This window comes from Variovorax sp. PAMC26660, from assembly GCF_014302995.1.
Classification (GTDB): domain Bacteria; phylum Pseudomonadota; class Gammaproteobacteria; order Burkholderiales; family Burkholderiaceae_C; genus Variovorax.
Window position 1 is genome coordinate 4,838,943 of the sequence record NZ_CP060295.1, and the last position, 15,345, is coordinate 4,854,287.

Sequence of the window (15,345 nt, forward strand, 5' to 3'; positions counted from 1 at the left end):
AAGAAGCCTTCAGATCGCGCAGCCGTCGGGGCCGCACATCGGCGGCGTTGCATCGGCGCTTGCCGTGGCCACCGCCTGCGATGGCCCGACGAACTCGGCCAACTTCGCCTTCCATTCCTCCGCCCGGCCCAGCCAGGGGCCGATGTCGACGCGCCCCGCATTGCCGTCGGCCTGCGTCAGCACGAAGGTCGGGAAGCCCTGGCCGCCCGCGCGTTGCAGGAACTGGCGGCTTTCGGCGATGTGCTTTGTGGTCGCTTCGCCCGATAGTTGCTTGAACGAAGCAGCGAAGGCCTCGGCATCGAAGCCGAGTTCGACGGCCAGTGCCACGATCACATCCGCATCGGCGATGCGGCGACCTTCGACATAGTGCGCGCGCTGCAGGCGATGCGCCATGTCCAGGCCACCGCCCGCACGCAGCGTCTCCGCCGCGAGGATGGCGGTGGTCGGCGGTTCGGAGTCCATCACCGCGCCCGTGTCGCGCAGCAGCCCCTCGAAGTAGCCTTCGCCGAAGGGCTGGCCCGTCATTTCGGCGATGCGGCGGTCGTGCGGCATCACGTATTCGCGCCACTGCGGCGTGATCGCGCGGCGGTTGGCGCCGGTCATCATGCCGCCGCCGTGGAACGCGACCTTCAGGCCCGGCACGCCGCGTGCCGCTTCGACCAGCGGCGCGGCCGCATAGCACCAGCCGCACAGCGGATCGAAGATGTAGTGCAGCGTGACCGCGTTCGCGGTGTCGTTCACTGCGGCCACTTCATTTCTCCCTTGATGACCTTGGCGCCCAACTCGAGCGACGAGGCGTCTTCCAGCTTCGGGTAGCGCTTCTTCATCGCGGCGATGAGCGCGGCCGAGTCCTTGGCCTTGTGCGCTTCCACCTCGAAGGCCTTCAGGTAGTCGCGCGTGAACTTCACCGATGCGACCGTGTACGGCGCCGAGCCGTTGGCGTTCGGCAGATAGTGGCCGGGCACCACGGTCTTGGGGTGCAGGGCTTCGATGCGGCCCAGCGTCTTGATCCAGTCGCGGCGCGATTCGGGCGTTTGCGTGTCGGCCACCCACACATGGATGTTGGCCGACACGGGGATGCCGCCGACCACGGCCTTGATCGACGGAATCCACGCGAAGGTGCGCTCGGGCGTGGGGCTGTCGAGTCCGACGATCTGGATCTTGCGGCCTTCGAGCGTCAGGCTGTCGCCGGCCAGCGGCTGCGGCACGACCAGCGCCTTGGGCGCGTTGTCCTTGAGGATCGGGCCCCAGTGTGCGAGCTTGCCGTCTTTCGAGGCCTGGATGGCGGCCACGGTTTGCGGCGTGGCGACGATCTTCGCGTCGGGGAAGGCGGCCTGGATCACGTCGAGGCCGAAGTAGTAATCAGGGTCGCTGTGGCTGATGTAGACCGTGGTCAGCTTCTTGCCGCTGGCCTTGATCTTCTGCACCAGCGCCTCGGCGTCGTTGCGCTGGAACTGCGCGTCGATCAGCACCGCGTCGGTCTGGCCGGTGACCAGCTCGGACGACACCGGGAACATCGACTTGGCGCCAGGGTTGTACACGTCGAGCTTGAGCGGTTCGGTGGCCTGGGCAGCCTGAACGGCCAAGGGGGCGAGGCTCAGCGTGGTGGCGAGGGCGGCGGCGGAAATCAGGGCTCTGCGGAACATGGCGGGCTTTCGTTGAAGGATGGAATGCGTGACAGCACGAACAGACCGAATGTTAGATTTCCTGAAACGAAACAAAAACCACCTCTGATGCAATGGATCGTTTCTGTTTTCGGTCGAATCACGTGCGATGCGGCCCCTCTGCAAGCCGGTCCGTGGCGCAGCGCTCGAGGTGTGCCACCAGCAACTGCGCCGACGGCGACAGCGTCGCTTCGCCGCGAAAGCAGATCGCAAATCGCCGGCGCGCCCAGGCGTCGGTCAATGGCATCAATCGCAGCCCGAAGGCATCGGTAAAGGGCCGTGCAACTTCCGCAGGCACCACGCTGATCGCGAGCCCGGCGCGCACCACGCGCAGCGCCGCGTCGAAGTTGGACACCAGCACGCGGTACACCAGCGGCTTGCCCGCGACGGCCGCCTCGCGTGCCAGCATCAGCTGCACGGCGCTCAGCGCGGGCATGCCGACGAACTCGTGGCCGAGCACTTCCTCGAAGCGCACCTGCGCGTGGCGGGCCACGGGGTGCGTCGGGTGCGAGACGATGGCCAGGTGGTCCGAGCGGTAGTCGCGCCGCTCCAGCCCTTCCAGGTCGGCGGCGTCCCAGCACAGGCCGATGGAGGCGCTGCCCTCGCGGATGCCGCGCACGATCTCGGGGCTGACGCGCTCTTCCATGTCGACGCGGATGTCGCGGTGCGCAGGGTTCTTCAGGAAGTCGGCCACGTCCTCGGCCAGCGATTCGGCCATGACGGAGGCCGAAGCCAGGATGCGCACATGCCCGCGCGCGCCGCCGGCATAGGAGGCCATGTCGCGCTCGATGCGGTTCGCGCTGCCGAGCATCGCGCGTGCGTGTTCCAGCAGCGTCTCGCCGGCTGGCGTCGGCATCACGCCGCGGCGCTTGCGCAGCAGGAGCGGCGTGCCGACGGTGTCTTCGAGCTGGGCGAGGCGCTTGCTGATCGCCGAGCCCACGATGCTGGCCTGTTCGCCGGCCCGCGCGATGCTGCGGGTTTCGCAGACGGAGACGAACAGGCGCAGGGTGGTCAGGTCGAGGTCTCGCATGATGTTCCGTTTGGGAAGCAAATGGCTTCCGAAATGTACCTTCTAGGTCGAATCGGAACTTCTAATATCGGCGCCGTACCCCTCACGACGGAGACAAAGTCTTGATTCACGCCTTCCTGCCGCTCCGCGCGGTCGTCCGCGAAGTGGGGCTGCGCGATGGCCTCCAGAGCATCGCGCGGACCCTGCCCACAGCGCACAAGCTCGAATGGATCCGCGACGCGCACGCGGCGGGCCAGCGCGAGATCGAGGTCGGCTCCTTCGTGCCGGCGCGCCTGCTGCCGCAACTGGCGGACACCGCCGAACTGCTGGCGTATGCGAAGACGCTGCCAGGTCTTTTCGCGTCGGTGCTGGTGCCCAACCTGAAGGGCGCGCTGCGGGCGATCGACGGCGAGGCCGACTTGATGGTCGTGCCCCTGTCGGCCAGCCACGCGCACAGCCTTGCCAACCTGCGCAAGACGCCCGACGAGGTGGTGGCCGAGGTCGGCCGCATCCGGGCTGCGCGCGACGCGGCCGGCTCGAAGACGCTGATCGAAGGCGGTGTCGGCACTGCCTTCGGCTGCACGATCCAGGGCCATGTCGCGCCGGGCGAGGCGTTGCGGCTGATGCAGGCCTTGCTCGATGCGGGGGCCGATCGCGTCAGCCTTGCCGACACCGTCGGCTATGCAGATCCCGCGATGGTTCGCAGCCTGTTCGAGCGCGCGTTGCGCATCGCGGGCGACCGCCTCTGGTGCGGCCACTTCCACGACACGCGCGGGCTGGGCCTCGCCAATGTCTATGCCGCGCTGGAGGTCGGCATCGCGCGCTTCGACGCCTGCCTGGCGGGCATCGGCGGCTGCCCGCATGCCCCCGGAGCCAGCGGCAATGTCGACACGGAAGACCTGGTCTTCATGCTCGAAAGCATGGGCGTCGCGACCGGCGTCGATTTGCCCGGGCTGCTCGAACTGCGCCAGCGCGTGGCCGGTTGGCTGGACGGCGAGACCCTGCAGGGCACCGTGTGGCGAGCGGGCTTCCCGAAGACCTTCGTGCCCACGACTGGAGTGGTGGCATGAGCGCGGCGTCCACCGAAGAAAGGCGCCTGCCGCTCGCCGGCATCCGTGTCATCGAGTTCACTCACATGGTCATGGGCCCGACCTGCGGCATGGTGCTCGCGGACCTGGGGGCTGAAGTCATCAAGGTCGAGCCGATCGAGGGCGACCGCACGCGGCACCTGCTGGGCGCGGGCGCGGGTTTCTTTCCGATGTTCAACCGCAACAAGAAGAGCATTGCGCTCGACCTGCGCAACCCGCGGGGGCTCGAAGCGGCACTGCGCCTGTGCGCCACCGCCGATGTGGTGGCGCAGAACTTCCGACCCGGGACCATGGACAAGTACGGCCTGGGCTACGCCGCACTCGGCAGGCTCAACCCGCGCCTGGTGTACGTGAACCATACGGGCTTCCTGCCCGGCCCCTATGAGCACCGCACCGCGCTCGACGAGGTGGTGCAGATGATGGGCGGGCTCGCCTACATGACCGGCCGCCCAGGCGATCCGCTGCGCGCGGGCACGAGCGTGAACGACATCATGGGCGGCATGTTCGGCGCCATCGGTGCCATCGCCGCGCTGATGCAGCGCGGCGAGACGGGCAAGGGGCAGGAGGTTCAGTCGGCGCTGTTCGAGAACAACGTGTTCCTGGTCGGCCAGCACATGATGCAGTACGCCATCACCGGGCAGGCGGCGGCACCGATGCCCGAACGCATCTCGGCCTGGGCGCTGTACGACGTGTTCACCGTGAAAGACGGCGAGCAGATCTTCCTGGCCGCGGTGAGCGACGCGCAGTGGAAGGTGTTCTGCGACGCAATGGGTTTCAACGACCTGAAGACCGATGCCGCCCTGGGCACCAACAACGACCGGGTGCGCCTGCGGCCCACGCTGCTGGCGGACCTGCGGCTGCGGCTCGCCGACCGCTCGGCGGCGGAGCTGTCCGCCATCTTCGAGGCGCACGGCTTGCCCTTCGCGCCGATCACCCGGCCCGAAGACCTCTACGACGATCCACACCTGAAGGCCACCGGCGGGCTGGCGGACATCCGCCTGCCGGACGGCGAGCGCGCCGGCCAGATGGCGCAGACAACCCTGTTCCCGATCACGCTCGACGGGCAGCGCCTGGGCGTGCGCCTGAATCCACCGACGCTGGGTGAGCACACCCGCGAACTGCTGGCCGAGCTTGGCTATGCCGACGAGCAGGTGAACGCGCTGCACGCCGATGCGGCCGTGGGCTGAGCGCAGAGATTCTTCAAAACCATAAAGAGAGACAACACAATGACCCGGATTCTTCCCACGATGAACCGCCGCACCGCCCTGGGCTTCGGCGCCGCCGCCGCCGCGCTGGCGGCATGTCCCGCGCTCGCGCAGGGCTCCGACAAACCCATCCGATTCATCCTGCCGATCAGCGCCGGCTCGGGCGTCGATACCATTGTGCGCGCCGCATCGGTCGCGCTCGGCAAGGCCTTCGGCCAGCCAGTGGTGATCGAGAACCTGCCGGGCGCGGGCGGCATCACCGGCGCCGCGGCCATCGTCAAGGCCGCGCCCGACGGGCTCACGCTGGGCATGGTGTCGAACAACCACGTCATCAACCCGGCAGTGTTCAAGAAGATGCCCTTCGACGCGATCAACGACGTCACGCCGATCAGCGTGGTGGGCGCGACGCCGCTGGTGCTGGTGGTGAACCCGAAGCTGCCCGCGAAGAATGTGAAGGAGCTGGTCGCGTTGCTGCGCGCGAAGCCCGAGGGCTACAACTACGCCTCGTCGGGCAACGGCACGATCATCCACCTGGCGGGCGAGATGTTCATGGACGAAGCCGGTGTGAAGGCGCGGCACATTCCCTACAAGGGCACCGGTCCGATGGTGACCGACATGATCGCGGGGCAGGTCGAGATCGGCGTGGTCGCGCTGCCGGCCGTGCAGCAGCACATCAGGAGCGGTGCGCTGCGCGCCATCGGCCTGTGCGGGCCGGCGCGCTCGCCTGCGGCACCCGACATTCCGACCATCGCCGAGCAAGGCTTGCCGAACTACAGCATCGAAGGCTGGTTCGCGGTGATCGGGCCGCCGAAGATGCAGGCGGCCGATGTGCAGCGCGTCCACGACGCGGTGGTCGCGGCCTTCACCAGTGCCGACGTGCGCGAGGCCATGGACAAGCAGGGCAACATCATCAAGCCCACGTCACCCGGGCAGGCGGTCAGCTACTTTCGCAGCGAGGCAGCACGCTATGCGGCGCTGGTGAAGAAGGCGAACGTGGTCCTGGAGTGATGCGAGGGCTCAGCCCTGGCTCGTGAGCTTGAGTCCCAGGATGCCCGCGACGATGAGTCCCACGCAGACCAGCCGCGCCGCGTTGGCCGGCTCGTGAAACAGCACGATGCCCAGGATCACCGTGCCCACGGCACCGATGCCGGTCCACACCGCGTAGGCCGTGCCCACGGGCAGCGAGCGCATCGCCCAGCCCAGCAGGATCACGCTGAGCACCATCGAGATGGCGGTGCCGACCGATGGCCAGAGTTTGGTGAACCCTTCGGTGTACTTGAGGCCGATGGCCCAGCCGATTTCGAGCAGGCCCGCGAAGAACAAGACAACCCACGCCATGAGCGCTCCTTGAAAAGTTTCACATCTCCGGCCGCACGGCACGGTAGAGGGCGCGCACGAAATCCGACTGCGTGATCATGCCGGTGAGCCGCTTCTCACTGTCGATGATGGGGATATGGTGATGGCCGCCTTCGGAGAACAGCGGCACCAGCTCGACCACAGGTCGGTCGGCGCTGGCCACGCGCACCTGGCGCGTCATGATCTGGCCGACCACCTCGGGCTTGTTCGAGACCACGGTGCGGGTGGCGCGAATCAGATCGCGCAGTCGGCCCGCAATGCCTTCGTGGTGCTGCAGGTCGAGCTGGCGGAAGAAGTCGGCCTGCGTGACGATGCCGACCACGCGGCGCGTGCAGTCGGTCACCGGCAGGGCCTTGATGCGGCGCGCGTGCATCAGCGCCCACGCTTCCTGCAGCGGCGTGCCGAACTCCACCGAAACGGGCTGGCCCGACATGATGTCGGCGCAATGCAGCGTGCCCAGGCGCCGCTTGTACGACTCCAGCTCGGTCTGCTGGATCAGCGATTCGAGGTCGTCGCGGCTGATGTCCAGCACCTGGTTGTAGCGGCTCAGCACCGCGTCGATGTCGGCCTGGCTGAAGCGGGCGTCGGCGGCCGGTGGGCGCGCCACTTGCACATGCGGATAGCGCCGGCCGGTGAGCGAGTTGTAGGCCACGCCCACGAGCACCAGCAACACCGAGTTCGTGAGGAAGGGGAACAGCGCCGACGAGAAGTGTGTCGTGTGCGTCAGCACCGCGAGCAACGCGGCCGCGCCGCCGGGCGGGTGCAGGCAGCGCGCCGCGAACATCAGGCCGATGGCGCCGCCGACCGCAACGGCGGCAGCCCAGGCCGGATCGGGAATCCAGTTCGCGCAGGCAATGCCGACCAGCGCCGACAGCGTGTTGCCACCGATGACCGACCAGGGCTGGGCCAGCGGGCTGGCAGGCACCGCGAACACCAGCACAGCGCTGGCGCCCAGCGGTGCGATCAGCCAGATGGCGTTGTGGCCCAGCGCGCCGGCCATCCAGCGGCACAGCAGCGCGGTGACCAGCAGTCCGAGTGCTGCGCCACCCACGGCACGCAGGCGCTCGCGGGCATCGACGGTCGTGCGGCCCGGCAGCCAGGCGCGCGCATAGGTCAGGAGCGAAGAAGCCAGGCGCATCGAACGACCCTTTGTCTTTCGGTGCCTCAGCCTTCGGTGGCCACCCCGCGCCCGATGTCGGGCCAGCGGTCATGCAGCCAGACCCAGGCGACCAGGCCGATGACCAGCATCAGCGTGGAAGTGAGCGCGAGCGCGAGCGTCGAGTGCATCACCAGCGGCGCGATCGCGCCGGCCACCACGCCGTTGGCGGTGGAGCCGATCACGGCCTGCAGCGACGAGGCCATGCCGCGCCGCTCGGGGTGCAGGTCGAGCACCAGCAGCGTGACCACCGGCACCATCAGTGCCCAGCCGAAGGCGAACACCGCGAGCGGCCACAGCGCCCACGCCACATGCGCCTGGAAGAAGGTGTTGGCCACCACGTTGACCACCGAGGTCACCAGCATGATGAGAAAACCGTCGCGTATCTGCCGCTTCGGCGCCACCTTGCCGGCCATGCGCCCGCTGGCGCGCGCGCCGAGCATGATGCCGCCGATGGTCAGCAGGAAGAACCAGAAGAACTGCTGCGGCTGCAGCGCGAGGTGGTCGCCCAGGAAGGCCGGTGCCGCCAGCACGTAGAGGAACATGCCGTTGAAGGGCACGCCGCTGGCGAAAGCCAGCAGCAGGAAACGCGGGTCGGAGCACAGCTCACGGTAGCCGCGCATCAGGTGGCGCACCTGGAACGGCTGGCGATGGTCCTTGTGCAGCGTTTCGGGCAGCAGCTTGTAGTTGGCAACGAACAGCACCACGCCCACCGCCACCAGGAACCAGAAAATCGCATGCCAGCCCGCATGCACGAACAGGAAGCCGCCCACGATGGGCGCGATGGCAGGCGCCACCCCGAAGTAGATCGTGACCTGGCTCATCACGCGTTGCGCTTCGGCCGGCGGGAACATGTCGCGGATGACCGCGCGCGAAACCACGATGCCGGCGCCGGTCGACAGGCCCTGCAGGCCACGGAACAACACCAGTTGCGTGATGTTCTGCGACAGCGCGCAGCCCAGCGAGGCCAGCGTGAACACCGCCAGCCCCCACAGCACCACCGGCCGGCGGCCGAAGCTGTCCGACAGCGCACCGTGGAACAGGTTCATGAACGCGAAGCCGAACAGGTAGGCCGAGAGCGTCTGCTGCATCTCGGCCGGCGTCGCGCCGATGGAGCGCGCGATGCCCGAGAACGCCGGGATGTAGGTGTCGATGGAGAAGGGCCCGAGCATGCCCAGCACCGCCAGCAACACGGCAAGGGCCCAGCGCGGGGCTTGCCAGAGCTTGTCTGCATCGGGATTCATGAGGTCGTGTGCTCCATTGTTTTTATCGTCGAGGCCCAAAAAGAAAGCGCCCTTGCGGGCGCCTCCTCGTCAGAGAAATACCGGGAGACCGGCTTAGAGCGTATCAATAAAGCTGCGCAGTTTGTCCGAACGCGACGGATGCTTGAGTTTGCGCAGTGCCTTCGCTTCGATCTGGCGGATGCGTTCGCGGGTCACGTCGAACTGCTTGCCGACTTCTTCCAGCGTGTGGTCGGTCGACATTTCGATGCCGAAGCGCATGCGCAGCACCTTGGCTTCGCGCGGCGTGAGCGAGTCCAGGATGTCCTTGACCACGTCGCGCAGGCCAGCCTGCATCGCGGCTTCGATAGGCGCCGTGTTGCTGCTGTCCTCGATGAAGTCGCCCAGGTGCGAATCGTCGTCGTCGCCGATCGGCGTTTCCATGGAGATCGGCTCTTTCGCGATCTTCATGATCTTGCGGATCTTGTCTTCAGGAATCTCCATCTTCGCGGCCAGGATGCCGGCGTCGGGCTCGAAGCCGAACTCCTGCAGATGCTGGCGCGAAATGCGGTTCATCTTGTTGATCGTCTCGATCATGTGCACCGGGATACGGATGGTGCGGGCCTGGTCGGCGATCGAGCGGGTGATGGCCTGGCGGATCCACCACGTGGCGTAGGTCGAGAACTTGTAGCCGCGGCGGTATTCGAACTTGTCGACCGCCTTCATCAGGCCGATGTTGCCTTCCTGGATCAAGTCCAGGAACTGCAGGCCGCGGTTGGTGTACTTCTTGGCGATGGAGATCACGAGGCGCAGGTTGGCCTCGATCATTTCCTTCTTGGCGTCACGCGAAGACGATTCGCCTTCGTTCATGCGCTTGTTGATGTCCTTGAGCTGCGTGAGCGGCACCACCACGCGCGACTGGATGTCGGTCAGGCGTTGCTGCAGTTCCTGCACCGGCGGAATGTTGCGGGCGAGCACGGCGCTCCAGGGCTTGCCGGCGGCGGCCTGCTTCTCGACCCACTTCAGGTTCAGCAGGTTCGACGCGATACGGTTGCCGTTCTTGTCGTAGCCGCTGAAGTCGCGGATGAACTCGTCCTGCGGGAAGCCGCACTTGTCCACGATGATGCGGCGCAGTTCGCGTTCCTTCTTGCGCACGTCGTCGACCTGCGTGCGCACCAGGTCGCACAGCTTCTCGATGGTCTTGGCCGTGAAGCGGATGGTCATCAGCTCGTCGGACACGGCCTGCTGGGCCTTGGCGTACGCCGGTGTGCCGTAGCCTTCCTTCTCGTAGATCTTGTGGATCTTCTCGAACATGCCGGCGATGCGGTCGAAACGATCGAGCGCTTCGCGCTTGAGTTCTTCGAGCTTCTTGGTGAGCGCCTTGGAGCCGCCCTTGCCGTCGTCGTCGTCTTCTTCGTCGAATTCGTCGAAGTCTTCTTCGGCCACGTAGTCGTCGGCCTCGTTGGGGTTCGAGAAGCCGTCGACGATGGTCGAGATGACAACCTTGCCTTCACGAATCGTTGCGGCCATTTCGAGGATCGCGGCGATGGTGGCGGGGGAAGCCGAGATGGCTTCCATCATGGCCATCAGGCCGCCTTCGATGCGCTTGGCGATTTCAATTTCGCCTTCGCGCGTCAGCAGCTCGACCGTGCCCATTTCGCGCATGTACATGCGGACCGGGTCGGTGGTGCGGCCGAATTCGCTGTCCACCGTGGACAGGGCCGCTTCGGCTTCTTCCTCGGCTTCTTCCACCGTGGTGGCGGTGGGCGCGGTGTTGTTCAGCAACAGGGTTTCGGCGTCGGGCGTCTGCTCGTACACCGCCACGCCCATGTCGTTGAGCATGGTGACCACGACTTCCATGGTCTCGGCGTCGACCAGCTTGTCGGGCAAGTGGTCGGAAATTTCGCCGTGCGTGAGGTAGCCACGGGTCTTGCCCAGCGTGATCAGCGTCTTCAGGCGCGAGCGGCGCTTGGCCAGGTCTTCTTCGGAGAGCACGGTCTCGTCGAGGCCGAACTCCTTCATCAAGGCGCGTTCCTTCGCCTTGCTGATCTTCATGCGCAGCGGCTTGACCTTCTCTTCGGTGGTCGTGGCGACCGCCGGCTCGTCGCCGGCCAGGTCTTCTTCGATGTCCGACAGATCGACGTCGCTCTCGGGAGCGTCATTGCCGGCCTTGGGCTTGCGGCCGCGCTTGGCACCGGTGGCGGGCGCGGCTGCGCCGGCGGCCTTGGGCGGGCGGCCGACTTTCTTGGCGGCGGGGACGGCAGCAACCGTCTTGGCGGCAGCTTTTTTGGGATCGTCGAGAGAGGTCGATTTCGTGGGCACGGTTTTCACTTTCGTTACGGCTGCCGGTTTGGACGCGGCGGCACCCGTCTTATTTGCTGGCTTCGCGCCGGCTTTCAACGGTTTTTCTGTTGCGGGCTTGGTGGCGACGCTTTTGGCAAGTGAAATGGCAGGCTTCTTTGAACTGGGCATACGACCTCGTTACGGCAAGAAAGAACAAGCGGGATCACAGGCGCGTCATCCTTTGGACAACGCCACCACAGCCCGTGCACAGGCACGGACAAAACAATTGGGAAAGAGGAAGTAATTCCTCAACAGGCAAGATGTCGGGCGAACATTTGGTATGCAGTCCTTGCGGTTATTGACCCTTTCCGCAGGAATTTACCGTTGGAGTGCGTTGCGCTAGGGGTCGGCCCGGAGGTGCTGCTGTCGCTCTTGCCTGGATTTCGCCAGTTGCAAAGCCCTACATTATAGCGTGTTGCGGAAATTTCAAGCAGTTTCTGTACCGGACGGCCGCAGGCGGTTGCGCAATTCGAGCCGCCGCGCCTCGAGCGCCTTGTAGCGTTCCAGGGCCTTGGGGTCCTTGCCGACGGCGGCGATGGCCTCGCTTTGCTGGGCCTTGAGGCGGTCGTCCAGCATGAAGTCGAGCACGCTGGTGAGTTCCTTGGCGGCGTCGGCCAAGTGCTGCTCTTCCTCGCCTTCGGGAACGGGGCCAGCTTCGGAGATGTTCATCAGCCGCTCGGCCAATGCCTCGAAATCCAGCCCGCGCATGCCTTCGCGCAGCGCCGCCCAAGGCTGGACGCCATGCTCGTGCAACTGGCTGTCGAGCCACGTGAACAGTGCGCCGTGCGACCCGGGCAGGTCGCACAACATCAGATGGAGTTCGTGCGACAGCGCGTCCCACTGCGCCATGTTCGACAGCAGCAGCCGCACCGCCACGTCGGGCCGGCTCGGCGGCTTGCCACGGCCGCGCAGCGGTTCGATGGGTTCTTCGAACTTTCCGCCCCAGCGCTTGCCCTTGCCTTTGACGAACTTGCGTGGTGCGCTATTACTTTCATAGCGCTGCGGCTCGTAATCTTGCGGCGGCGGCATGTCCGGGTAGTAGTCGTCGCCCCCACCATGGCCGGGTTCGCTGTGGCGCGGCTGCTGTTGTGCAGGTGCGGCCGCCTTGCGCGGACCGGGCGTGGAGGCCCATAGCTCCGACAGCGCCGGCGCATCGAGTTGCACCATGGTCGCGATCTCGCTCAGCAACTGGCGCTTGAGCGCGCCGTCGGGCATGGCGCCCCAGAGCGGGCGCACGTTGCTGGTCATGTGCGCGCGGCCCTCGGCGGAGGTCAGGTCGCAGCCTTCGCGGGCGGCTTCGAGCATGAAGCGCGACAGCGGCGTGGCCTCGGTCACGAAGCGTGCGAAGGCCTCTGCACCGTGTTCGCGGATGAAGCTGTCGGGGTCGTGCTCGGCCGGCAGGAACAGAAACTTGATGCTGCGCACGTCGGTGGCATAGGGCAGGGCGCCATCGAGCGCCTTGCGCGCGGCACGCCGGCCGGCGGCATCGCCGTCGAAGCTGAACACCACCGATTCGGTGAAGCGGAAGAGCTTTTGCACGTGCTCCGTCGTGCAGGCCGTGCCGAGCGTGGCCACCGCGTTCGGAAAGCCGAGCTGGGCGAGGGCGACCACGTCCATGTAGCCCTCGGTCACCAGTGCATAGCCGCGGTCGCGGAAAGCAGAACGGGCTTCGTACAGGCCGTAGAGCTCCCGCCCCTTGCTGAACACGGGCGTTTCGGGCGAATTCAGGTATTTGGGCTTCTCGTCGCCGAGCACGCGTCCGCCGAAGCCGATGCATTCGCCCTTGACGTTGCGGATGGGGAACATCACGCGGTCGCGGAAGCGGTCGTAGCGCTTGGCCTCGCTCTCGCTGAGCTGGCCTTCCTCGTTGTTGACGATCACCAGCCCGCTTTCGGCGAGCAGCGGATCGTCGTAGTCGGGGAACACGCTGGCCAGCGCGCGCCAGCCGGCCGGCGCATAGCCGATGCCGAACTGCTTGGCCACTTCGCCCGAAACACCTCGGCCCTTCAGGTATTCGATGGCACCGGGCGCCTGCCGCAGATGCTTGCGATAGGCGTCGCCCGCCTTTTCGAGCACGTCGCTCAGCGTGGCTTGCTTCTGGCGCTGGCTGGCGGCGCGGGCGCGCTCGGCGGGCGAAGCGTCATCTTCTGGCACTTGAAGACCGTACTGGCCGGCAAGGTCGTGCACCGCCTCGACGAAGCCCATGCCCGCGTGTTCCATCAGAAAGCCGATGGCGTTGCCATGCACCCCGCACCCGAAGCAGTGATAGAACTGTTTCGTCGGGCTGACGGAGAAGGAGGGCGATTTCTCGCCGTGGAACGGGCACAGGCCCATGAAGTTGGCGCCGGCCTTCTTGAGCTGCACATAGCGGCCGACGATTTCGACCACATCGGCGCGCGCGATGAGTTCCTGGATGAATGAAGCGGGGATGGTCATGTAGGCGAAGAGCGGCAAATCATACGCATGCTGCTGAACGCCTGCGGGCCGACGGCATACTGACCGCGACCGGAATCCACGAATGAAGACGCCCAAACCCCTGCAACACGCCGCGCCGATGCTGCGCCACCCGCTCCGATTTGTCTGGGATGCGCTCAAGGAATTTCGCGCCAACCAGGGGCTGCTGCTCGCGGGCGCGGTGGCGTACTACGCCTTGCTGTCCATCGTGCCGCTGCTGATCGTGAGTGTGATCGCGCTGTCGCACGTCATCGAACAGGCCGAGCTGCTGCGCACCATTGGCCGGTATCTCGAGTGGCTGCTGCCGGGGCAGTCGAAGGCCATCGTGGCCGAGTTGTCGAGCTTTCTGGACCACCGCGACGTGCTGGGGCCGGTGCTGCTGGTGACGATGATCTTTTTCAGCTCGCTGGCCTTCAGCGTGCTCGAAAGCGCGATGGCGGTGATCTTTCATCACCGCAAGGCCGATCACAAGCGCCACTTCCTGGTGTCGGTGGCCATGCCCTACATCTACATCCTGTGCCTGTGCGTGGGGCTGTTGCTGGTCACGCTGGTGTCGGGCGCGCTGCAACTGGTGGGGCGGGAGAGTGTCGACCTGCTGGGCCGCAGCTGGTCGCTGTCGGGCGTTTCGGGCCTGCTGCTCTACCTGCTGGGGCTGGGCGGCGAGATTTTCATGCTGACCTCGCTCTACCTCGTGATGCCCGCCGGCCGGATGTCGCTGCGCCACGCGCTGTTGGGTGGCATCACGGCCGCGCTGCTGTGGGAGGCCACGCGGCGCGTGCTGATCTGGTATTTCTCGACGCTGTCGCAGGTCAACGTGGTCTATGGCTCGCTCACCACGGCCATTGTGGTGCTGCTGAGCCTGGAAATCGCGGCCACGCTCGTGCTGCTGGGGGCCCAGGTGATCGCACAGTACGAGCGCCTGGACCGCACCGGCAGCACGAAGCCGCCGCAGCAACCCGCTGTCAACGGGGAGGCAGTCGGATCGCTCCGTCAAGGCGGATGACTTCGCCGTTGAGCATGTCGTTCTCGATGATGTGCTTGGCGAGCTTGGCGTAGTCCTCGGGCGTGCCCAGGCGCGACGGGAAGGGCACGCTGGCGGCCAGCGCGTCCTGCACTTCCTGCGGCATGCCGAACAGCATGGGCGTGCCGAAGATGCCGGGCGCGATGGTCATGTTGCGGATGCCGTTGCGCGCGAGGTCGCGGGCAATGGGCAGCGTCATGCCGACCACGCCGCCCTTTGAGGCGCTGTAGGCGGCCTGGCCGATCTGGCCGTCGTAGGCCGCGACCGAGGCGGTCGAGATCAGCACGCCGCGTTCGCCGGTGGCTTCAGGCTCGTTCTTGCTCATCGCGTCGGCCGCCAGACGGATCATGTTGAAGCTGCCGATCAGGTTGACCGTGACGGTCTTGCTGAACACGGCCAGTGCGTGCGGGCCGTTCTTGCCCACGGTCTTTTCGGCCGGGGCGATGCCGGCGCAGTTGATCAGGCCGGCCAGCTTGCCGAGCTTTTGCGCGGCGGCAACAGCCGCTTGGCCGTCGGCCTCCTGGCTCACGTCGCACTTGACGAACACGCCGCCAATGTCGCGTGCGACGGCTTCGCCCTTTTCAGCCTGCATGTCGGCGATCACCACCTTGCCGCCGTTCGCAGCCAGCATGCGCGCCGCGCCTTCGCCGAGGCCCGAAGCGCCACCGGTCACGATAAAAACCTTGCCGTCGATCTGCATTGAAAGTCTCCTGAGATGAGACACGCATTATCGAAGACGGATTTTGGACAAAAAAAGGCCTCGTCCGAAGACGAGGCCCTGAATTGGATCCGTGAGGACCCAAGGAGACAACTGGTGGTGGTCGGCAGC

At 66.3% G+C, this 15,345-nt stretch carries 13 protein-coding genes and 1 pseudogene; 5 read left to right on the forward strand and 9 right to left on the reverse strand.

Annotated features, from left to right (window positions below; all coding sequences use genetic code 11):
• Nucleotides 1–9: 9 nt before the first annotated feature.
• From H7F35_RS22790 to H7F35_RS22800, 3 genes and pseudogenes are all read right to left on the reverse strand, one after another.
• Nucleotides 10–750, reverse strand: coding sequence for a DsbA family protein (locus H7F35_RS22790; protein WP_187108847.1), 741 nt, complete (start codon nucleotides 748–750; stop codon nucleotides 10–12).
• A pseudogene (locus H7F35_RS22795) lies at nucleotides 744–1,646 on the reverse strand (MBL fold metallo-hydrolase); the annotation flags it as partial. The pseudogene H7F35_RS22795 and the gene H7F35_RS22790, both read right to left, overlap by 7 nt.
• A 118-nt stretch (nucleotides 1,647–1,764) precedes the next feature.
• Complete coding sequence (locus tag H7F35_RS22800) at nucleotides 1,765–2,694, reverse strand: LysR family transcriptional regulator (protein ID WP_187108849.1); 930 nt, start codon at nucleotides 2,692–2,694, stop codon at nucleotides 1,765–1,767.
• 101 nt (nucleotides 2,695–2,795) lie between these two features.
• On the opposite strand from H7F35_RS22800, the gene H7F35_RS22805 reads away from it, so the two are divergent.
• From H7F35_RS22805 to H7F35_RS22815, 3 genes are read left to right on the forward strand one after another with little or no spacing between them, the layout of a single operon-like run.
• Nucleotides 2,796–3,743, forward strand: a complete 948-nt coding sequence (locus H7F35_RS22805) for a hydroxymethylglutaryl-CoA lyase (RefSeq protein WP_187108850.1) — start codon at nucleotides 2,796–2,798, stop codon at nucleotides 3,741–3,743.
• Entirely contained in the window at nucleotides 3,740–4,948 is a 1,209-nt protein-coding gene (locus tag H7F35_RS22810; protein ID WP_187108851.1) for a CaiB/BaiF CoA transferase family protein, read from the forward strand. The genes H7F35_RS22805 and H7F35_RS22810 overlap by 4 nt, the downstream gene beginning before the upstream one ends.
• 39 nt (nucleotides 4,949–4,987) lie before the next feature.
• Nucleotides 4,988–5,974, forward strand: coding sequence for a tripartite tricarboxylate transporter substrate binding protein (locus H7F35_RS22815; RefSeq protein WP_187108852.1), 987 nt, complete (start codon nucleotides 4,988–4,990; stop codon nucleotides 5,972–5,974).
• Between the two features lie 9 nt (nucleotides 5,975–5,983).
• On the opposite strand, the gene sugE is transcribed toward H7F35_RS22815, so the two are convergent.
• The 4 genes from sugE to rpoD all read right to left on the reverse strand — a co-directional run bounded on the left by sugE (nucleotide 5,984) and on the right by rpoD (nucleotide 11,020).
• Nucleotides 5,984–6,304, reverse strand: coding sequence for a quaternary ammonium compound efflux SMR transporter SugE (gene sugE / locus H7F35_RS22820; protein WP_187108853.1), 321 nt, complete (start codon nucleotides 6,302–6,304; stop codon nucleotides 5,984–5,986).
• A gap of 19 nt (nucleotides 6,305–6,323) precedes the next feature.
• Complete coding sequence (locus H7F35_RS22825; protein ID WP_187108854.1) at nucleotides 6,324–7,460, reverse strand: HPP family protein; 1,137 nt, start codon at nucleotides 7,458–7,460, stop codon at nucleotides 6,324–6,326.
• Nucleotides 7,461–7,486: 26 nt separating this feature from the next.
• Entirely contained in the window at nucleotides 7,487–8,722 is a 1,236-nt protein-coding gene (locus tag H7F35_RS22830; protein ID WP_187108855.1) for a multidrug effflux MFS transporter, read from the reverse strand.
• Between the two features lie 93 nt (nucleotides 8,723–8,815).
• Nucleotides 8,816–11,020 (reverse strand): RNA polymerase sigma factor RpoD, encoded by a 2,205-nt coding sequence (gene rpoD, locus H7F35_RS22835; protein ID WP_261803316.1) that lies wholly within the window; start codon nucleotides 11,018–11,020, stop codon nucleotides 8,816–8,818.
• Between rpoD and H7F35_RS34855 the strand changes: the two genes are divergently transcribed.
• Nucleotides 11,013–11,285 (forward strand): hypothetical protein, encoded by a 273-nt coding sequence (locus tag H7F35_RS34855; protein ID WP_261803317.1) that lies wholly within the window; start codon nucleotides 11,013–11,015, stop codon nucleotides 11,283–11,285. The two genes, rpoD and H7F35_RS34855, sit on opposite strands and share 8 nt — an antisense overlap.
• Before the next feature lie 182 nt (nucleotides 11,286–11,467).
• Here the strand turns inward: H7F35_RS34855 and dnaG are convergent, their stop codons facing one another.
• Entirely contained in the window at nucleotides 11,468–13,477 is a 2,010-nt protein-coding gene (dnaG, locus tag H7F35_RS22840) for a DNA primase (RefSeq protein ID WP_187108857.1), read from the reverse strand.
• Nucleotides 13,478–13,559: 82 nt separating this feature from the next.
• On the opposite strand from dnaG, the gene H7F35_RS22845 reads away from it, so the two are divergent.
• Complete coding sequence (locus H7F35_RS22845) at nucleotides 13,560–14,498, forward strand: YihY/virulence factor BrkB family protein (protein WP_187108858.1); 939 nt, start codon at nucleotides 13,560–13,562, stop codon at nucleotides 14,496–14,498.
• On the opposite strand, the gene H7F35_RS22850 is transcribed toward H7F35_RS22845, so the two are convergent.
• Nucleotides 14,458–15,216 (reverse strand): 3-hydroxyacyl-CoA dehydrogenase, encoded by a 759-nt coding sequence (locus H7F35_RS22850; RefSeq protein ID WP_187108859.1) that lies wholly within the window; start codon nucleotides 15,214–15,216, stop codon nucleotides 14,458–14,460. The genes H7F35_RS22845 and H7F35_RS22850 overlap by 41 nt on opposite strands.
• Nucleotides 15,217–15,345: the final 129 nt, after the last annotated feature.